This is a genomic window from Flavobacterium wongokense (genome assembly GCF_021608265.1).
GTDB lineage: Bacteria > Bacteroidota > Bacteroidia > Flavobacteriales > Flavobacteriaceae > Flavobacterium > Flavobacterium wongokense.
Window position 1 is genome coordinate 1354286 of record NZ_JAKIHP010000001.1, and the last position, 20708, is coordinate 1374993.

Consider the following 20708-nt stretch of genomic DNA (forward strand, 5'->3'; position numbering starts at 1 on the left):
TGAGTTTATTTGCTATATTTGGTAAAGTTATACATCGCAAACCATAAATCCAAAACATGCCGATACCATTAATAAATTCTATTGCTTCCTGGGTTTTAAAACAGCGCATTCATCAGATTGAATTGTTCCTGAAATACCCGCATGAGGTTCAGGAAGAGCTGATGATGAACCTTATCAGGTCTTCGGAAGAAACGGTGGTTGGGCAGAAATATGATTTTGCAGGTATTAAATCCTATCAGACTTTTTCAGAAAGGGTTCCGGTTTCCACTTATGAGGATTTGGAACCAATGATTGAACTTACGCGAAAAGGCGCTCAGAATGTTTTTTGGAATACACCGATAAAATGGTTTGCCAAATCGAGCGGAACCACCAATGCCAAAAGCAAATTTATTCCGGTAAGCAACGAAGCACTTGAAAACTGCCATTACAAAGGAAGCAAGGATTTGTTGTGCATGTATTTAAACAATAATGAAAACTCTGAAATGTTTTTGGGGAAAAGCCTTCGGCTTGGCGGAAGTTCGCAGATTTATGAAAATAACAATACCTATTTTGGGGATTTGTCTGCGATATTGATTGAGAACATGCCTATTTGGGCCGAATTCAGCAGTACACCAAGCAGCAAAATTTCATTGATGAGCGAATGGGAAACCAAACTGACCCACATCATCAACGAGACCAAAAACGAAAATGTAACCAGCTTTGCCGGAGTTCCATCCTGGATGTTGGTCTTGCTTAATAGGATAATGACAGAAACCGGAAAGGAAAGCATTACGGAATTATGGCCAAATCTCGAAGTGTATTTTCATGGCGGCGTAAGTTTTGAACCTTACCGAGAACAATACAAGAAGATATTGCCGCAGAATAATTTCAAATATTATGAAATCTACAATGCTTCTGAAGGGTTTTTTGCAATCCAGGATTTGAATTATTCCAATGATTTACTGCTGATGCTCGATTACGGAATCTTTTATGAGTTCATTCCGATGGATACCTTTGGAACCGAAAACCAAAAAGTGATCCGTCTTGCAGATGTGGAGCTGTTCAGGAATTATGCGGTTGTCATTACAACAAATGCAGGATTGTGGCGCTATATGATTGGCGATACGGTTCGGTTTACATCTTTATCACCTTATAGAATCCGCGTTTCAGGAAGGACCAAACATTACATCAATGTGTTTGGGGAAGAATTAATGGTGGAAAACACCGACATGGCGTTGTCCAAGACCTGTTCAGTTTTAGACTGCGAAGTAAAGGATTATACGGTTGCGCCGGTTTTCATGAAAGGGAAAGAAAAGGGCTCACACGAATGGATGATTGAATTTAAGAAACATCCTCAGGACATTCAACTATTTCAAAAACTACTAGATGAGAATCTACAATCCCTCAATTCCGATTATGAAGCCAAACGTTACAACAACATGACGCTGAATCCTTTGGCTGTCAATGTGGCAAGGGAAAATCTATTTTATGACTGGCTGAAGGAAAACAATAAATTGGGTGGGCAGCATAAGATACCAAGGCTTTCCAACGAAAGGGATTACCTGGAACAATTAAAGAATATGCAGATTGATGTTGCCCAATAGGTTTCTGTAAAAACCTGACAAAGAAATATTTGGCATATCATTTGGAAACCAGACGCGTTTAATAACGTATATGTTTCCAAAAAAATAAAAATGAAGAAAATAATTTATGTAGCATTATTGTCGGTTTTCGTAATTTCCTGCGCATCGCATCCCGGAAGGGTTTGTGGCGGGCCAGGAGGAGGTCGTGTGGTAGAACACCCGCCAACGCAAAAGACAATTCAAAACAATCCTGTTGTTTGAAAACAAAACTGTATCTCGCGTTATTTTGTGTCGCGTTCTTTTGGGGAACAACTTTCTTAGCCATACGTGTTGGCGTTGAATCGATTCCCCCATTTATCTTAGCTGGTATCCGAAACCTGATTTCGGGTACCATTATTTTTTGTTATTTATTCTCCCAAAAGAAGTTAGAAAAGGTCAGCCCGAAACAGTTTTTCCGTGCCTTTGTATTGTCGATATTGATGATTGTTTTGGCAAATGGCCTGACAACTTATTCTGAAAAGTTTATAACAAGTGGTTTGGCATCGTTGATTTCCACACTTTCGCCATTCTGTGTTTTGGTTTTGAACCTGATTATGGGTTATGAAAAACTATCGGTTAAAACCGTTTTGGGAATTGTATTGGGAATGTTTGGCATCTTCCTCATCTATCAGAGCAGCCTTTCCGATTTGTTGATTCCCGAATACAGACAGGGAATTTGTGCGCTGTTGTTGGCAATTTTAGCCTGGGCAGTGGGAACCATCATTATGAAAAGAGGAAGCGAAAATGCTTTGTCTATGCTGATGAATGTTTGTGTTCAGATGCTGATTGCCGGAGTGGTTTTGTGTATGACGCAGTTTTATCTAACTCCCGATATCCAAATAGAAACCTGGACAACCCGAAGCATTTCCGCCATGATTTACCTGGCCTTATTTGGCTCTGTTGTAGGTTATGTTGCGTTTAGCTATCTGATTTCACAATTGCCGGCAACGAAGGTTACGGTTTTGTCTTATGTGAATGTAGTGGTGGCTTTATTCCTTGGCTGGTTAATCTTAGACGAAATAATTACAAGCCGCATTGTCATTGCAACTATACTGATTATTAGTGGTGTAGTCATTGTTAATTATAAAAAAGCAAAATAATTTTGATTGTTTTGTAACAAATGATTTCTGATGTAGTCTTATGGGCAATCATCACTCGAGGCGCAGCCGAATTGTTCGGAGCGCAGCGGAGAAAATCATCAATCATCTGAGGCCGTAGATTATTTCGAAAGCACCAGAATAACATCAATCAAAAATGAAATCACTAAGCATTACCCTGTGCTTACTTGTGACGGCCATGACCTTTGCACAAGAAGCACCTCAGGAGCAATCCAATCCGACTGTTCAGGATACAGTCAAAAAAACCAAGACAAACGAATTAAAGGAAGTTACTGTTTATGGCAACAAAAAACAGTACCTCAAAGTTGAATCTGACAAGACTACGGTTAATGTTAGGGACAATGCCATGCTCAACAGCGGAAGCAGCCTTGAAGCCGTTAAGAAACTTCCGGGAGTAATTACTTCGCCCACAGGAAGCATTACGTTGAACAGCAAAGGAGTTTCCATTTATATAGATGGCGCACCAAGCACGTTAAGCGGAACCGATTTGCAGAATTATTTGGCCACACTTCCGGCAAATGCAATCGAAAAAATAGAATTAATCTATAATCCCGGAGCAGCTTATGATGCCAGTTCGAGTGGCTCTATCATTAACATCGTTACCAGTACCAAAAGAAAGAAAGGTATCAATGCGAGCTTTAACATCAATTACAATTTCAACAAATACCAAAAGCCAAGTCCGCAGATCCTTCTCAATGGAAAGACAAAGGATTTGAGTTGGCAGACGATGATTGGCTACAATTATATTGATAACGAAAATAAGAACAAAAGCGACCAGATATTTACTTCCTTCAATCCGCAGGAACATCTTATCCAAAAAAACCTATCGGTTATAACCAATCGAAACTTTTACTGGAGGACAGGAACCAATTACAAACTCAGCGAAAAGTCAAATCTGTTATTTAATTATAATGTGAATTTGGCGAATGACCGTGTTGACCGTAACTCAAGCACATTGGGAACCGGAATTGATTATACCAATAAAAGCATGGTCCACGCTAAAAGCAACAACCATGAGTTGAGTTTGCAGTATAAAACCAAGTTGGATACCATCGGAAAAACTTTGGACATTACAGCCTTCAGCAATTTCTATGATAAAAATCCAATAACGACTTCAAGTGGTTTTGATAATGGTACGCCAACATCCTATAATGGGAAAGTGGATTTTAAACTGGCTAATTATTATTTGAAATACGATTTTTCAATTCCGTTTAACAAATTGGATTTGACCCTGAATACCGGAGGAAAGTTCAACACCATTAAAGTTGACGATATTGGGACTTACAATTTGAGTGCGACTGAATCGATAACCGATTTTGATTATACGGAAGACAATCTTGCCTTTTACGTAGAGGCGAAGAAGAAAATCAAGAAATTTAATTTTGCAGCCGGAATCCGTTTTGAGAATTACAAGGTGGATCGAACAGCGGTTCAGGATGGTGACGTCACGAAGGTGAATTTCAAGAATACCAACTTTTTCCCGAATGTGAGTGCGTTGTATCAGTTTAATGACAACGTCAAATTATCGGCTTCGTATTCCAAAAAAATCCAGCAGGCCGATTACAACACATTGGATCCAAATTACTTTGCCAATTTTGACCAATACAATACCTCAAACGGAAATCCATTATTAGACCCAACCTATTTTGACAATTTTGAGTTAAAGCTGAATGCCTATGAGTTTGTGACTTTAGGAGCGAATTATACGATTGCCAAGGATAAAAACCTTTTCATTTTTGAAGCCAATCCGGGAGAATTGGTGAGTAATTCCACGTTCCATCAGTTTGACAAATTCAAGACGCTGAGTTTCTATGCCTCGTTTCCAATTCCGATAGATTATTTTTTCAAAGGCAAAGCCGAATTTGAAAAAAGGATGAACAACATGGACAAGATGAATTATATTTTCATCAATATAAATTATATCAAAACAACAACAGAAGGTTACGACTTTTCGTTTAAAAATAAACCAGTCATGAACTATGCAGCTGAAGCGCAGTTTATCCTGCCATGGGAAATTAAAAATAATATATCGTATACTATTTTGCAAAAAGGAACATGGGAAATTTACAACATCACCAAACCGATCCAGGAGTTTGATATCTCTTTTTCCAGAGAGTTTATGAACAAAAACCTGAAAGTGGGTGTACATTGTTTTGATGTGTTCAACTCGAATGAGGTTAATGCTTTGGTTTCGTCAACAAACCTGGAGACCCAATATTACCAAAAACAGGATTCAAGAAACTTCAGGCTTTCCCTGGTTTATAACTTTGGAAACCTTAGCCTGAAAAAAGAAAATACTGAAATCGAAACTGAAAAAGTAAAAAGCAGTGGCGGTTTTGGTAGATAATTTGATTTGAGTGTTAAATGAAAAATCCCTCGAAAGAGGGATTTTTTTATGAAGCTATTTCTAGTCGTTTTAATAAATTCTTGCTCAGTGCATGTTGCGTGTATTCTAAATCTACGTGCAGTTCCTTTTCATCTGAACCCGGTAAATCATACATCGCATCGGTTAGGATTGCTTCGCAAAGCGATCGCAAACCTCTTGCTCCAAGCTTGTATTCCAAAGCTTTTTCCACAATGTAATCGAGTGCATCGTTGGAAATTGTGAACTTCACATCATCCATCGCGAACAGCTTTTCGTATTGCTTGATTAAGGCATTTTTTGGCTCGGTCAAAATCGCGCGAAGCGTTTCCTTATCCAAAGGATCCATGTGTGTTAACACCGGAAGACGCCCAATGATTTCGGGAATCAATCCAAAATCCTTAATATCTTTCGGGATGATGTATTGCAGCAGATTGTTTTTGTCGATTCCTTCTGCATTTCTCGATGTGGAATAACCAATTGCCTGACGGTTGAGCCTTTTGGAGATGATTCTTTCAACGCCATCAAAAGCACCACCGGCAATGAACAGGATGTCTTTGGTATTCACTTCGATGAATTTCTGATCGGGATGTTTTCTTCCACCTTTTGGCGGGACATTTACTACCGTTCCTTCCAATAATTTCAAAAGTGCCTGTTGTACTCCTTCGCCCGAAACATCACGTGTTATCGATGGATTGTCGCTTTTGCGTGCAATCTTATCAATTTCGTCTATGAATACGATTCCGCGTTCAGCTTTGGCAACATCATAATCTGCAGCCTGTAATAATCGGGTTAGGATGCTTTCCACATCTTCACCAACATAACCGGCTTCGGTCAACACTGTAGCATCGACAATTGCCAGCGGAACCTCGAGCATTTTTGCAATGGTTTTGGCTACCAATGTTTTCCCGGTTCCGGTTTGCCCCACCATAATGATGTTTGATTTTTCAATCTCAACATCTTCTTCGTGTTGCAGCTGCATCAATCTTTTATAGTGGTTGTATACTGCCACCGACATTACTTTTTTGGTTTGTTCCTGGCCAATAACGTACTGATCCAAAAACTCCCTGATTTCTCTTGGCTTTTTCAAAATCAAATCTGCATTTGATTTCAAAATTGCTGTTCCGCCCGATCTCAATTCTTCCATTACTATTCCGTGTGCCTGCTCGATGCATCTGTCGCAGACATGCGCATTTACACCGGCGATCAACAGATTAGTTTCTGGTTTTTTCCGTCCACAAAAGGAACATTCTAAAACTTGTTTTGCCATATTTTTGGGGTTGCAAAGTAGCAAAGAGGCAAAGTCGCTAAGTCCGTTTACTTTGGAACTTTGAAACTCTGTAACTTTGGAACTTTATTTATCTTCTTAAAACTTCATCAATCATTCCGTATTCCTTCGCTTCGTCGGCAATCATCCAGTAATCACGTTCTGAATCCTTGTGTACTTTTTCAAACGTTTGTCCTGAATGTTTTGAAATGATTTGGTACAATTCGTCTTTCAGTTTCAACATTTCCTTCAGGTTGATTTCCATATCGGTTGCAACACCTTGTGCTCCTCCTGAAGGCTGGTGGATCATTACCCTTGAATGTGGTAAAGCGGAACGTTTTCCTGGCGCACCGGCACAAAGTAAAACAGCGCCCATTGAAGCTGCCATTCCGGTACAGATGGTTGCTACGTCAGGTCGGATGTACTGCATGGTGTCATAAATCCCCAATCCTGCATACACGCTTCCACCTGGAGAATTGATGTAGATTTGGATGTCTTTGGAAGCATCAACGCTTTCCAAAAACAGTAATTGTGCCTGGATGATGTTGGCCATGTAATCGTCAACTCCAGTCCCCATGAAGATGATCCTGTCCATCATCAAACGTGAGAATACGTCAAGTTGGGAAACATTAAGCTGTCTTTCTTCAATGATATAAGGCGTCATGCTACCTACGATTTTATCGTAATATAAACTGTTTACGCCATGTTTTTTGGTAGCAAATTTTTTGAATTCTTTTCCGTAGTCCATTTTATAAGTTATGAATTATGAGTTAAAAGTTATGAGTTTTGTTTTAGTCAAAGTCCATGCCTTCTTTTTAGGTATGACAAGATGACAAAAAAATAAAAAAGCGCCAAAGCCATTACCGACTCAGACGCTCAAATATAGTAATTTTTCTAATTAAATCTCACCGTACATCGCTTTGATGAAATCGTCATAAGAAACCTCTTTTGTTTTTGCTTTTACCTTGTCTTTGAATAAGTTAAGCATTTTTTCGCTCATAACCTGCTCAGACAAACGTTTTACTTCGTCCTGGTTTGACATTACACGAGCCACAATTCCCTGAACATCTTCGTCTGTAGGATTCATTTGCCCGAATTGTGCCATTTGTCTTTTAATCACTTCAGACGTATAGTTTTTCAACTCATCAAAAGTCAGTTGCAAACCGTTTTCTGACATTACCTTACCTTCAATTAACTGGTAACGCAATCCGTTTTCAGACTTGTTGTATTCTGTTTCTGCTTCTTCAGCGCTCATTGGGTTTTCACCTGCATTTTGGATCCATTTTTTTAGGAAGGCAGCTGGCAGATCAAACTTAGTGCTTGCAATCAAAAATTCAGTAACATCGTTTAGGAATTTCTGATCCGATTGTTGCGAAAATTGCTTTTCAGCATCTTCCTTGATTTTAGCTTTCAATTCGGCAACCGAAGTAATTACTTTTGGCCCGAATAATTTATCAAATAATTCCTGGTCTAAGTTTGCCGGTTCGTGACCAACCACTTCATCAATTGTGAAAGTAACCTCGATATCCAAACCGTGAACATCATCGTGGGAAACAGCAAGAAAATCCATTAATTTGTGATCATCATCAAACAAACCTTTGGTTTTTAAAGTTACGACATCGCCAACTTTTTTACCGATAAAGGATTTTGCAGTCTTTTTGTCTTTGAAAACGTCTAATGACAAAGTAGTCCTGTTGTTGATTCCGTTTTCTGCATTGGCAAAAATACCCGAAACATCATCTCCTTCTTCAACAGTGTCCTTTGCGATTAGTTTTCCGTATTGTTTTTGGATACGTGCAACCTGGTCGTTCAGCATTTTGTCATCGGCAACGATTTTGTATTGTACCAAATCATTTTTTGCCCCTAAGTCAACGCTGAATTCCGGAGCCAGTCCTAATTCGAATTCAAATTTATAATCATCATTATCCCAATTGAAATCTTCCGTGATTTTTGGAAGCGGATTTCCAAGGATATCTAATTTTTCTTCAACCAAATAGTTATTCAAATTGTCCTGTAGCAATTTGTTTACTTCATCCAGCAATACTGCTTTTCCGTATTGTTTTTGGATAAGGCTCATTGGAACTGCGCCTTTTCTGAAGCCAGGAATACTAGCATTTTTTCTATAATCAGCTAATACTTTTTCAACTTTTTCTGCATAATCATTTTTTGCTACTTCTACAGTAACAACTGCATTTAATGCATCTACGTTATTTCTTGTAATATTCATTTTTATATATACTAAAATTGGGTTGCAAAATTATAACATTTCTGCAACCCAACCAAGTTTATTTTGTTGATTTTAACGCTCTTATTTCGTGTCGCCTGTGATTTGGTAAACCAATGATTGCGAAAGTGATAAAACGATGCTAAAGAGCATGGCGGTCCAAAACGAACTGATTCGGAAGCCGTCGATAAAATAGTCGCAAAGCTGAATCATTATCGTATTGATTACCAAAAGGAATAGTCCCAGCGTGATAACGGTTACAGGTAAAGTAAAGAGCACCAGAATTGGTTTTACAAAAAAGTTGAGCAAGCCCAAAACGATAGCTACGGTAAGTGCTGTGGTAAATTCGTCTACGATAACGCCTTTCATGATTTTGGCTAAGCCCAGAACTAAAAGTGCGGTGATTAATATTCTAAAAAGTAGTTTCATAAAGTTAGTTTTTAATTTTAAAAATTTTAGCTTGTCAAAAACCTTGCCGTTTCCTCAAAAAATCCTTTCGGGTTTTCGGCATGAAGCCAATGGCCAACATTCGGAATTGTAGCAAATTCAACATTTGGGAAGTGTTTTTTGATTTCAGGAAAATCGGAATCCAAAACGTATTTCGAATTTCCGCCACGGATGAAAAGCGTTGGTTTGTCAAAATGATTGGCTTCAGGCAATGCTTCGCCAATTCCTTCAATCTTCGCATTGAAAACAGGGAGATTGAATCTAAAATCCAATTGGCCTGGTTCCTTCCAATATAAATTTTTCATCAGGAACTGGCGTGTGCCAAAATCGGGAATGAACGGATATAAGATTTCTTCTACCTGAGCTCTGTCGGGTTTTGTTGAAAAATCGACAGTATTCAATCCGGCTAAAATGTCCTGATGATGTGGCGCATAATATTTTGGGCCAATATCGGCAACGATTAATTTCTCAACCATTTCGGGATAAGTCGTCGCAAAAAGCATCGCTACTTTTCCGCCCATGGAATGCCCGATTATTGAAACATTGGCCAAATTATAATGTTGGCAATATTCCAAAATATCGTTTGACATTGCCGTATAACTGAATTCATCCGAATGGAAACTCTTTCCGTGATTCCTCAAATCAACCATGTGCACCTGAAAGCCTTCAGCGGCATAAAGCGAACCAAATGATTTCCAATTATCAGACATTCCGATAAAACCGTGAATGATTAAAAGAGGTGTGCCTTCGCCTTCGATTCTGGAGTGTAACAGCATTATTTCAGTTTTTGAAGATATTGACTGACTACGTTTTCCAATCCAAGATACAAAGCTTCGGAAATCAAGGCATGGCCAATCGAAACTTCCAATAATCCCGGAATGTTTTCCTTGAAGAATTGGATGTTATCCAAACTCAAATCATGACCGGCATTAATTCCGATTCCCAATTCGTTGCATAAAACTGCTGCTTTTGTATAAGGTTCGATGGCGTTTTGATTTCCCAAGCCATATTGATGCGCAAAGGCTTCGGTATACAATTCGATGCGGTCTGTTCCTGTTTTTTTGGCGCCTTCAATCATTCCCAAAACCGGATCAACGAAAATTGAAGTACGGATTCCGTTGCGTTTGAATTCGGCAATGACTTCGGTTAAATAGGATTCGTTTTTCACAGTATCCCAGCCAGCAGAAGAGGTAATCGCGCCAATGGCATCGGGAACCAAAGTCACCTGTTCGGGTTTGCATTCCAAAACCAAATCGATAAAATTGTGCTGCGGATTGCCTTCGATGTTGAACTCGGTGTAAACAACCGGACGCAAATCGCGCGCATCCTGATAACGGATGTGCCTTTCGTCTGGTCTTGGGTGAATAGTGATTCCCTGTGCGCCAAATTGTTGGATGTCTTTGGCAACCTGCAATAAATCAGGGACATTGCCTCCGCGGGCATTTCGCAATGTCGCTATTTTGTTGATGTTTACGCTTAATTTTGTCATCTGATAAAAATATGATTACAAAAATACAAAGTAAAACTACGCCGTCATATCGCAAATTTTGATTATTTTGCAGTCGCTAAAAGAAAAGAATATATGAGGCAACTTTCAGAGTACATTAATAACGATTTCAAACCTTTTTCGAGTACGGATTCTGTGACGGACGTTCAGGAATTCTTTGTAGATATTAATTATTCCCATTTTCCGGTTATGGATAATGACATATATATAGGTAGCATTTCGGCTGTTGATGTAGAAACATTTGAAGCACAAAAACCCATTACCGATTATCGTTATACGCTTGAAGGTTTTTTTGTCAGAACGACGATGATTTGGTTGGATATTTTAGAGGTTTTTGCCCGAAACAATGCCAATGTTGTTCCGATTTTGGATGAAAACAATAAATACATAGGCTATTACGAAATCACTGATATTATAAAATTTTTGAATGAAACGCCATTCCTCAAGGAAACAGGTGGAATCATAGTGGTTGAAAAACCGGTTGCTGACTATTCAATGAGCCAGATTACGCAAATCGTGGAAAGCAACAATGGAAAGCTTCTGGGCGTTTTTGTTTCTCAGGCTGATGCTGAAAAAGTGCAGATAACCATCAAAACCACGTTGGGCAGCATGAATGAAATCATTCAGTCATTCCGTCGTTACAACTACGAAATCATCTCGGAACATCAGGAAGATGATTATTTGAATACCTTAAAGGAACGTTCGGAATATTTGGATAAATACCTTAATATCTAACGAGTATGAAAGTTGCCATCTTCGGACAATATTATCAAAACGACACCAGGCCAATCATCAAGGATATTTTTGTTTTTTTCAACAGGAATAATGTTGAATTGGTCATTGAGGAAAAGTTCCTGAAAATATTGTACGAACAGGAAATCGTTGGGCGTGAATACAAAACCTTTTCATCGCACACCGATTTAGACAGCAGCTTTGACATTCTCATCAGTATTGGTGGTGACGGAACCATTTTGAGGGCAGCAACCTATGTACGCGACTCGGGAATCCCAATGCTTGGGGTAAATGCAGGGCGTCTCGGTTTTCTGGCTAAAGTGCAGAAAGAAAACATCGAAGCATTTCTTAGGGTTGTGCTGGAAAAAAAATATACCATTTCTGAAAGGGCATTGCTAAGCATGCAATGTTCGCCAGATGCCGGAATCGAGATAGATTTTGCGATGAACGAAGTTTCGGTAAACCGCAAGGACACCACTTCGATGATTACGATTGACACCTATCTGAACGGAGAATATTTAAACTCGTATTGGGCTGATGGCCTTATTATTTCGACACCAACAGGTTCCACCGGATATTCATTGAGTTGTGGCGGGCCAATATTGACGCCCGAAGTAAAAGGGTTTGTAATTACACCTATTGCACCGCATAATCTTACAGCAAGACCACTCGTAATTCCTGATGATACCGAAATCAGGCTCAAGGTTTCGGGAAGGGAAGAGCAATATTTGGTTTCTTTGGATTCGAGGATCAGTTCCATCAATAATAATTCGGAGTTGGTAATCAAGAAAACACCATTCAAAATCAGGATGGTTGAAATTCCCGAAGAAACTTTCCTTAAAACGCTCCGCAACAAGCTGCTTTGGGGCGAAGACAAAAGAAATTAGCAACTTTTTAACTTTCGTTTTATACTACAATTCTAAAAATTACGTTTAGAATATAAACTGTTGCAACATTAATAATTCTCAGCACTTTGTTTTATTTAACAGAAATCCTAAAATCATGTTAATTAAGTACTGAGAATTATTATATTTGCACGCTATTTTCAATTTTAATGAAAAAGATTTTAGTATTATTTTTTTGTCTGATTTTCCAAAATGTTCTGACTGCACAAATTCATGAAATTGGTGTATTCTTAGGAGGAAGCAATTTCATTGGCGATGTGGGTAAAACCAATTATGTTGACCCAAATGAAATAGCCTTTGGAATATTGTACAAATGGAACAAAAGCCCAAGGCATTCCTATAGGTTTGCCTATAATCAGTCGACCATTTCGGGAAATGATTTAGATTCAGAAGTGCCGGCAAGAGTTCAGAGAGGCTATAGTTTTAAAAATGAGATAAAGGAATTTTCGGCTGGGCTTGAATTCAATTTTTTTGATTTCAACCTGCATGAATCATTGAAAAGAAAGGTAACGCCTTATGTATATTCGGGTTTGGCGTATTTCATTTATGACGAATTATATGTTTTAAACGGAGATACAAAGAAGGATTACAGGGCTGGCAGTTTTGCAATTCCGATGACAGTTGGGATAAAAGGAAATATCCTTGAGAATTTCATTCTCGGAATAGAAGTTGGGGCTAGATACACTTTCACCGACAATCTGGATGGAAGCCTGCCCAAGAATGATAATTTGGAACCATTGAAATTTGGTAATATAAACAGCAAGGATTGGTATGTATTTACAGGGTTTACACTAACGTATACCTTTGGTGAAAAACCATGTTATTGTGCAGATTAAAAAATGAGTTTACTGGAAAACATAAATAAAGACAATCTACCAAAACATCTTGCCATCATTATGGATGGGAATGGTCGTTGGGCTAAAAAGCAAGGGCTTTTAAGAGCGCTGGGCCATGAAAAAGGGACAAAATCAGTAAGAGTTACCGTTGAAACCTGCGCCAGGTTGGGAATTGAAAACCTGACACTATATGCTTTTTCTACAGAAAACTGGAACAGGCCTAAACTGGAAGTCGATACCTTGATGAGCCTGTTGGTAAATTCATTGAAAAATGAATTAAAAACCCTCGAAAAAAATGATATCCGTTTAAACTGCATTGGCAATATCGATATGCTTCCGGCGAAAGCCAAAAATGAGCTTTTATCGGTTATCGAAAAAACAAAAAACAACAGCAGAATGACCCTGACACTGGCGCTGAGCTATGGCTCCAGGGAGGAATTGTTAAATGTTGTTAAAATAATAAGTGAGAAAGTTAAAAATAATATAATTTCTATAGACACTATTGATGAATCAATTATAAATGAGCATCTTTACACGCGAAATTTACCCGATGTAGATTTAGTAATCAGAACCAGCGGTGAACACCGAATTAGTAACTTTTTGTTGTGGCAGATTGCCTATGCAGAATTTTATTTTACCGATGTTTTATGGCCAGATTTTAAAGAAGAAGATTTATATGCAGCCATTATTAGTTATCAAAAAAGAGAACGCAGATTCGGAAAGACAAGTGAACAAATTAAATAAAATTTCAGTGCAGATTAAAACCCTAAAAGTATTTCTATTAATCCTATTATTTGGAAGTGCTTTTCAATTACATGCCCAAGACAGGATTCCCTATAATGAAGGTCGAAAATACATTTTAGCAGATGTTAAGGTAAATGGCAAACTTAGTTACAATGAACAAACGGTTGTGACATTTACAGGGTTGGAGAAAGGCCAGCAAATCACTGTTCCCGGAGAAGAAACCAGCAATGCCATTAAGAAACTCGGAAAACTGGGCCTTTTTAGCGATATTGATTTTTTTGTAAATAAAATAGAAGGCGACAGCATCTGGCTGGATTTAAACATTGTAGAGCTTCCAAAACTGAGCGAGGCAAAAATACAGGGTGTTAAAAAATCAAAGGTGGAAGACCTTATTAAGGACAACGGACTTACAAAAGGAAAAATCGTTAACGAAAACCTGATTACTACGACTAAAAACTACATTGAAAACAAATACAAAAAAGACGGTTACTACAATACCAAGGTTTTTATAAAAACCATTCCTGATACAACCGAAGGCAATCAGGTGAAAATGCTTGTGAACATTGACCGTGGAGATAAACTTAAGATTTCGAAAATCAATTTCGAAGGCAATGAAAAATTCTCTGATGCCAAACTGCGTGGCGCGATGAAAAACACCAAGCAGATCAATCCAATCCGTATCTTCAAGGCTTCAAAATTCATTAAAGATAAATACAAGGAAGATTTAACCTCTATAGTTGATAAATACAAGGAAAAAGGATATCGGGATGCAAGGATCATTAGTGATTCGGTGTTTTTGAATGCCAAAAAATCCAAACTTGCCATTAATATTAAGGTAGAGGAAGGAAGAAAATACTACTTCGGAGACATTAAATTCCTTGGAAACTCTGTTTACTCAGACCAATTGCTGGGAAGAATCCTAGGTATCAAAAAAGGAGATACCTATAACGGAGTATTATTGGAAAAAAGAATCGCTGACAAATCAAAACCTGATGGCGAAGACATTACCAATTTATACCAGAACAATGGTTACCTGTTTTCAAATGTGAATGCGGTTGAGACCAGAACGGCCAATGATACCATCGATTTTGAAATCAGGATTACCGAAGGGCCAATAGCCTATTTCAATAACATTACGGTTGTTGGAAACGATAAAACCAATGACAGGGTAATTTACAGGGAGTTAAGAACGCAACCTGGACAAAAATACAGCAAGGAAGATTTAGTGAGAACCATTCGTGAGATTGGACAGTTAGGCTTCTTTGATCCGGAAGCAATTGACCCAAAATTCAAAAATGTTGATCCAGCTGCAGGAACTGTAGATATTGAATACAATGTTGTAGAAAAAGGTTCCAGCCAGATTGAACTTCAGGGAGGTTATGGTGGCGGTGGATTCATCGGTACACTGGGATTGTCGTTTAACAATTTCTCGGCGCGAAACATGTTCAAGAAAGAAGCCTATAAACCACTTCCAATGGGTGACGGGCAAAAGGTAGCTTTGCGTTTGCAGGCGAGTTCGTTTTTCCAAACGTATAGCTTGTCATTCTCTGAGCCTTGGCTTGGAGGGAAAAAACCAATTAACTTCTCAAGTTCATTGTCACACAGTAAGCAGTTTTTATATTCAGGAGGTTCCAATAATGTTGACCGAAGCAAAAGCTTTAACATCACGTCATTGTCTATGGGAATTGCAAAAAGGCTGACCGTTCCGGATGATTATTTTGTGTTTTCAAGCTCGGTGAGTTTCCAATATTATGATTTGAATAACTACAATACAGGACTATTTACCTTTGGAGATGGTTCTTCAAGGAACTTAGCCTATACGCTTGGATTGAGCAGGAATAACAAAGGGGTAAACCCAATTTATCCTACTTCGGGTTCTGAATTCAGCATTACGGCAAAATTCACATTGCCATATTCCTTATTCAACGGTATTGATTATGCGGATTTGGAAAATCAAAAAGAGTACAAACTGCAGCATAAGGAAGGAGACGGCTTGACAATTATTCCAACATCATCAGGACAGGAAGCAGCCATTGACGATTATTTAAAGGAAACAGGTGAAAATACAGGGATTTATCAAACTGTTGGAAGTGATTACACCCAGGCATCAGCCGATAAAGGCAAGGTTGACCAGAAGAAATTCAACTGGCTGGAATATTACAAACTTAAGTTTAAGGCAGATTGGTATACCAAGCTTGCCGGAACCCAGTCGAAAGCATTAGTATTAAGGGCACTAGGGGAATTTGGATATTTAGGAGCTTACAACAGCGGAAGAGGTTTGGTTCCTTTTGAAAGATTCTTTGTTGGTGGTGATGGTCTGGCGAACTTTTCATTGGACGGAAGAGAGGTTGTTCAGTTAAGAGGTTATCCAAATCAATCGCTTTCATCGCAGGACGGAGATACCGTTTACAACAAATTCTCGTTGGAATTAAGATATCCACTGACATTAAAGGCAGCAGCATCGATTTATGTGCTGACTTTCCTTGAGGCAGGATCATCTTTCAAAGACTTTAAAGAATACAATCCATTTGTACTGCAACGTTCTGCCGGATTTGGATTGAGGGTATTTATGCCAGCCTTCGGATTATTGGGAATTGACTTCGCACATGGTTTCGATGCTGTTCCTAATTACTCAAAACCTAATGGTTGGGAAACACATTTTATAATTGGTCAACAATTTTAATTATATTTGGTACAATATTTCTAAATCATATATCGAATGAAAAAATATTTTGCAATAACAATTTTAGTTTTATCCTCGGTTTTTCAGGCCAACGCACAGTCACGTGGTATAAAGATAGGTTACATTGACATGGAATATATTCTGCAAAATGTTCCGGATTATAGTGAGGCAAAAAGCCAATTAGAGCAAAAAGCACAGAAGTGGAAGCAGGATATTGAAGCCAAAAAAGTTGATATTGCCAAGCTTAAGGATGCGTTAAAAACAGAAAGAGCGTTATTGACAAAAGAATTGATCGATGAGCGTGAAGAAGAAATTAAGTTCCAGGAAACCGAATTGTTGGATTTCCAGCAAAAAAGATTTGGCCCTGACGGCGACTTGATGACTCAAAAAGCGGTCTTGGTCAAACCAATCCAGGATCAGGTTTTTACAGCAGTTCAGGATATTGCCGAAGCAAAGAAATACGATTATGTATTTGACAAATCTTCTGATTTGACGATGCTTTTCGCAGCAAAAAGATACGACATTAGTGATCAGGTTATCAGAGTGATTACCAGAGCTGAGAAGAGAGAACAAATGACTAAAAAACAGGTTAAGGAACAGGAAGCCAAAGAAGCATTGGAAGATGCTGTGAGTGATAATCCAAATCTTGAAGCCCGTAAAAAAGCATTGGAAGAAAAAAAGAAAGCCAGGGAAGACTTGGTTGCACAACGAAAAGCAGAAGCAGAACGAAAGAAAGCAGAGAAAGAGGCAAAACGCCAGGAACTGATAGATGCTAAAAACGGAAAAAAAGCTGGCACGGTTCCTGCTAAGGAAAAAACCGCTGATGAAACCGCAGCTCCAACAGGAGAAAACAAAGCTTCTGATTCGACTGCAGTAGCGGATCCAAAAGCAGAAAAAGCAGCAGCAAGAGCCAAACTTTTAGAAGAAAGAAAAAAAGCTTTGGAAGAGAAAAAACAAAAAGCATTGGAAGCTAGGGAAGCAGCCAAAAAAGCAAAAGAAGAAAAGAAACAAAAAACCGAATAATAAAAACAATAATTAATTAATACTTTTTAAAATGAAACGATTGAAATCATTATTACTAGCTACAGTGTTATGCCTGGGAACAAGCTATACTATGAATGCGCAAGCTAAAACAGCACATGTAGATGTAAATGAAATAATTACAAAAATGCCGGCAATGATTGATGCTCAGAAACAATTGGAAAAATTGAGCGGAACTTATGACGCAGAGTATAAAACAATGGCTGAGGAATATCAGGCAAAAATCAAAAAATACGACCAGGAAGCTTCTACAGTAACAGATGCAGTTAACCAAACACGTCAGACTGAAGTTCAGGATTTAGTAAAACGTATTACAGATTACAGAGATAATGCTCAAAAGGAATTACAAAAGAAAGAAGCGGATATGGTAAAACCATTGATGGATAAAATCAAAGCTTCAATCTCTAAAGTTGGTAAAGCAAAAGGTTACCAATATGTACTTAACGTAGCTGATTTACTTTTAGCAGATGGTCCGGACATTACTGCTGACGTTAAAAAAGATTTAGGATTTTAATAGAATTTCTTAATACTATCTAAAACTGCTCAACTATTTGAGCAGTTTTTTTTTACTTTTGTTTTCATGAACAATACAAAACCTATAGGGCTTTTTGACTCGGGAATCGGAGGGACATCCATTTGGCGGGAAATCCACGATTTGCTCCCAAATGAAGATACCATCTATCTCGCAGACAGTAGGAATGCACCTTACGGACAAAAATCAAAAGACGAAATTATTGAACTGAGCATCAAGAATACAGAATACCTTCTGAATCAAAATGCCAAAATCATCGTCGTTGCCTGCAACACTGCGACCACAAATGCCATAAAGGAATTAAGGGCAAAATACGACGTTCCTTTTATCGGTATTGAACCGGCAATCAAACCAGCCGCAATCCACTCAGAAAAGCACGTAATCGGGATTCTCGCCACCGAAGGAACACTCAATAGTGAGTTGTTTCATGAAACCGCCGGGAAATTCCAGGATACCAAAATAATTGAACAGATTGGACATCGTTTGGTTCCGCTTATCGAACAGGGCGAGATGAACTCCAAAGAAATGGACCTCTTGCTGCATCAATACCTCCAGCCAATGATTGACGCTAATATCGATTATCTCGTATTGGGCTGCAGCCATTACCCTTACCTGATTCCGCAAATTCAAAAAATCCTCCCAAAGGAAATCAAAATCATAGATTCGGGCGAAGCTGTGGCAAGACAGACCAAAAGCATACTGTCGGAAAAAAATGCATTGAATTTAGGGAAGGATAAAGGAGAAGCGGTTTTTTATACCAATTCCAACCCAAAGGTGCTTACAGAAATCCTCGGGCATCAATACCCGGTAATTGTTAAGGATTTTTAATTTTAGGAGCTGACGATTCTGCGTCTTAGGATAATTGTTCCCGCTTTCCGCTACAATCTCTTCGAGGATTTTCACTACAATCGGGGCTAAATTAGAACTTTGGATTTTCTTTACAAGTCTTTAAACCAACCTGAATACATCACGTAATTATTTGAAATACGCTCAATTTCCCCGGCAAAATCAGATTGGTCGATATCTTTTACCTTTTTGGCAGGAACACCTGCGTAAATCGTCCCAGATTCAATTACGGTGTTTTGGGTAACAACAGCTCCGGCAGCTACAATCGAATTGCTTTCCACAATACAATTATCCATCACAATAGCACCCATTCCAATTAGTACATTGTCGTGTATTTTGCACCCATGAACAATGGCATTGTGCCCAATCGAAACATTATTGCCAATCTCCGTTGGATGTTTTTGATACGTGCAGTGAATTATTGCACCATCCTGTATGTTCACCTTATTTCCAATTTTAATATAATGAACATCACCGCGAATGACAGCATTAAACCACACACTGCATGATTCTCCCAATACCACATCTCCAACAATAGTAGCGTTTTCCGCAACAAAGCAGTCTGTTGGAATTTGTGGACTTTTACCGTTAACAGCTTTTATAACCATGGCTAAAAAAATTGTCCCGATAAAATCGGGACAGTTATATTTTTATTAATTAATCGCAGGACAATTACAGTGATATTTCTCTGGTTTGCAGAATAAATTAAGCCCTAAAGTAAGTTGGTGGAAACCACCGGCATCAAACTTAACATCTCCCATCAAATGCGAATAAGTATATGAGAATACAAATTGTTTATAATTAACCCCGATGATTGGAGTTACATATTGTAGTTTTTGACTCGCTACTCCATTTCCTTGCACATATTCAGCACCATCAAGGCTTCTTCTATACGATAAACCTCCCCATAGTTTTCCCCAATCCAAATCCTTGTAGGCTTTTAGGTTTAAATCAACAGTTTTTTCCTGAGTAAGTGTAACCAATTGGAACATAAAAGAGGGTTCCCATTGAACGACTTCCGAATCTCCAAAAGTATATCCTGCATTTAAAATGAATCTTCTCAAATTTACAGGCTCACTATCGGTATAAAGTTTTCTGTCACTCGCCAATGCATTTTTAACAGTTGCATGTACATAGAAATCCAAAAAGTTATACGATGCTCCAATATCAACATTGAAATAAGTCGATTTTTGGATTGAACCAAATATTACAGGATCAAAACCAGGATTGTTTTCAAAAAAACTTGTTTCATCAAGGTTACTTTGAATGAATCCGGCACTCATACCAAATGAAAGCTGGTTTAAATCTACATTATCACGTGAAAACATGATGTGGTGTGCATAGGTTAATTTCATTCCTGTTTGTGAATGATATCCGTTCTTATCGTTAAAAACAATGATACCTCCACCTGATCTTTCTCCCAACGATCCATTGAAACTTAAGGTTTGCAATGCTGGAGCGTCTTTTTGGCCTAACCATTGTTGTCTGGCAGTTAATCTGAGCTTTGCGCAATTTGCTGCTCCCGCCATTGAAGGGTGTAACAGATAATAGTTATCTGATAAATAATCGGAATAAACGGGTAATCCTTCTTGTGATTTTGCAAATTGTGCTACTATTAGTAGTGCTAATAAATAAATCTTCTTAAAATTCATTTTAATTTATCTTTTTAATGAGAAATGGGCTTTAAATTGTTTTGGTGCTGCTGTGGTTGGTTCAATGAAGTCAACCGTAAACCAGTAATCATCCGCTGGAAGGAGGTGTCCGTTAAATGTTCCATCCCATCCAAGTCCGTTGGCACTGATTTGTTTCATTAATTTTCCATAGCGGTCAAATATATAAATTTTGGCGTTAAGTTGAGCACTT

21 protein-coding genes are annotated in these 20708 nt (G+C 38.4%); 12 read left to right on the plus strand and 9 right to left on the minus strand.

Annotated features, from left to right (window positions below):
* Positions 1–56: 56 nt before the first annotated feature.
* The 4 genes from L1S31_RS05865 to L1S31_RS05880 all read left to right on the plus strand — a co-directional run bounded on the left by L1S31_RS05865 (position 57) and on the right by L1S31_RS05880 (position 5066).
* Positions 57–1583, plus strand: a complete 1527-nt coding sequence (locus L1S31_RS05865; RefSeq protein WP_236463434.1) for a GH3 auxin-responsive promoter family protein — start codon at positions 57–59, stop codon at positions 1581–1583.
* 90 nt (positions 1584–1673) lie between these two features.
* The gene (locus tag L1S31_RS05870; protein WP_236463436.1) at positions 1674–1823 is read left to right on the plus strand and encodes a hypothetical protein; all 150 of its coding nucleotides are present in this window, start codon (positions 1674–1676) and stop codon (positions 1821–1823) included.
* The gene (locus L1S31_RS05875; protein ID WP_236463438.1) at positions 1820–2701 is read left to right on the plus strand and encodes a DMT family transporter; all 882 of its coding nucleotides are present in this window, start codon (positions 1820–1822) and stop codon (positions 2699–2701) included. Before L1S31_RS05870 ends, L1S31_RS05875 begins: the two co-directional genes overlap by 4 nt.
* A gap of 154 nt (positions 2702–2855) precedes the next feature.
* The gene (locus tag L1S31_RS05880) at positions 2856–5066 is read left to right on the plus strand and encodes a TonB-dependent receptor domain-containing protein (protein ID WP_236463440.1); all 2211 of its coding nucleotides are present in this window, start codon (positions 2856–2858) and stop codon (positions 5064–5066) included.
* A 46-nt stretch (positions 5067–5112) separates the two neighbouring features.
* Here the strand turns inward: L1S31_RS05880 and clpX are convergent, their stop codons facing one another.
* The 6 genes from clpX to L1S31_RS05910 all read right to left on the minus strand — a co-directional run bounded on the left by clpX (position 5113) and on the right by L1S31_RS05910 (position 10508).
* On the minus strand, positions 5113–6351 hold the full coding sequence (gene clpX / locus L1S31_RS05885; RefSeq protein WP_236463442.1) for an ATP-dependent Clp protease ATP-binding subunit ClpX: 1239 nt from the start codon (positions 6349–6351) through the stop codon (positions 5113–5115).
* 88 nt (positions 6352–6439) lie between these two features.
* Positions 6440–7096: an ATP-dependent Clp endopeptidase proteolytic subunit ClpP gene (gene clpP / locus L1S31_RS05890; protein WP_236463444.1), complete on the minus strand. Its 657-nt coding sequence runs from the start codon at positions 7094–7096 to the stop codon at positions 6440–6442.
* Between the two features lie 150 nt (positions 7097–7246).
* Complete coding sequence (tig, locus tag L1S31_RS05895; RefSeq protein ID WP_236463446.1) at positions 7247–8575, minus strand: trigger factor; 1329 nt, start codon at positions 8573–8575, stop codon at positions 7247–7249.
* Positions 8576–8656: 81 nt separating this feature from the next.
* Positions 8657–9001, minus strand: a complete 345-nt coding sequence (locus L1S31_RS05900; protein WP_236463449.1) for a phage holin family protein — start codon at positions 8999–9001, stop codon at positions 8657–8659.
* A 26-nt stretch (positions 9002–9027) separates the two neighbouring features.
* Positions 9028–9792, minus strand: a complete 765-nt coding sequence (locus L1S31_RS05905) for an alpha/beta fold hydrolase (protein WP_236463520.1) — start codon at positions 9790–9792, stop codon at positions 9028–9030.
* Between the two features lie 2 nt (positions 9793–9794).
* A complete protein-coding gene (locus tag L1S31_RS05910; protein WP_236463451.1) occupies positions 9795–10508 on the minus strand; it encodes a pyridoxine 5'-phosphate synthase in 714 nt (237 codons plus the stop codon).
* Positions 10509–10601: 93 nt separating this feature from the next.
* Between L1S31_RS05910 and L1S31_RS05915 the strand changes: the two genes are divergently transcribed.
* From L1S31_RS05915 to murI, 8 genes are all read left to right on the plus strand, one after another.
* Entirely contained in the window at positions 10602–11261 is a 660-nt protein-coding gene (locus L1S31_RS05915) for a CBS domain-containing protein (RefSeq protein ID WP_236463453.1), read from the plus strand.
* Positions 11262–11266: 5 nt separating this feature from the next.
* Positions 11267–12145, plus strand: a complete 879-nt coding sequence (locus L1S31_RS05920; RefSeq protein WP_236463454.1) for an NAD kinase — start codon at positions 11267–11269, stop codon at positions 12143–12145.
* Between the two features lie 167 nt (positions 12146–12312).
* A complete protein-coding gene (porG, locus tag L1S31_RS05925; protein WP_236463456.1) occupies positions 12313–12999 on the plus strand; it encodes a type IX secretion system protein PorG in 687 nt (228 codons plus the stop codon).
* 3 nt (positions 13000–13002) lie between these two features.
* Positions 13003–13743, plus strand: a complete 741-nt coding sequence (gene uppS, locus L1S31_RS05930; RefSeq protein WP_236463458.1) for an undecaprenyl pyrophosphate synthase — start codon at positions 13003–13005, stop codon at positions 13741–13743.
* A complete protein-coding gene (locus L1S31_RS05935) occupies positions 13676–16426 on the plus strand; it encodes a BamA/OMP85 family outer membrane protein (protein ID WP_236463460.1) in 2751 nt (916 codons plus the stop codon). Before uppS ends, L1S31_RS05935 begins: the two co-directional genes overlap by 68 nt.
* A 36-nt stretch (positions 16427–16462) precedes the next feature.
* A complete protein-coding gene (locus tag L1S31_RS05940) occupies positions 16463–17449 on the plus strand; it encodes an OmpH/Skp family outer membrane protein (protein ID WP_236463463.1) in 987 nt (328 codons plus the stop codon).
* Between the two features lie 31 nt (positions 17450–17480).
* Complete coding sequence (locus tag L1S31_RS05945) at positions 17481–17981, plus strand: OmpH/Skp family outer membrane protein (protein ID WP_236463465.1); 501 nt, start codon at positions 17481–17483, stop codon at positions 17979–17981.
* 66 nt (positions 17982–18047) lie between these two features.
* The gene (murI, locus tag L1S31_RS05950; protein ID WP_236463467.1) at positions 18048–18827 is read left to right on the plus strand and encodes a glutamate racemase; all 780 of its coding nucleotides are present in this window, start codon (positions 18048–18050) and stop codon (positions 18825–18827) included.
* Positions 18828–18937: 110 nt separating this feature from the next.
* On the opposite strand, the gene L1S31_RS05955 is transcribed toward murI, so the two are convergent.
* From L1S31_RS05955 to L1S31_RS05965, 3 genes are all read right to left on the minus strand, one after another.
* Positions 18938–19453, minus strand: coding sequence for a gamma carbonic anhydrase family protein (locus tag L1S31_RS05955; RefSeq protein ID WP_236463469.1), 516 nt, complete (start codon positions 19451–19453; stop codon positions 18938–18940).
* 45 nt (positions 19454–19498) lie between these two features.
* Positions 19499–20497 carry a PorP/SprF family type IX secretion system membrane protein gene (locus L1S31_RS05960; protein WP_236463471.1) on the minus strand — a complete coding sequence of 333 codons (999 nt, stop codon included), beginning with the start codon at positions 20495–20497 and terminating at the stop codon, positions 19499–19501.
* Positions 20498–20503: 6 nt separating this feature from the next.
* Positions 20504–20708 (minus strand): T9SS type B sorting domain-containing protein (locus tag L1S31_RS05965; RefSeq protein WP_236463473.1); only part of this gene is annotated, 205 nt, incomplete at its 5' end.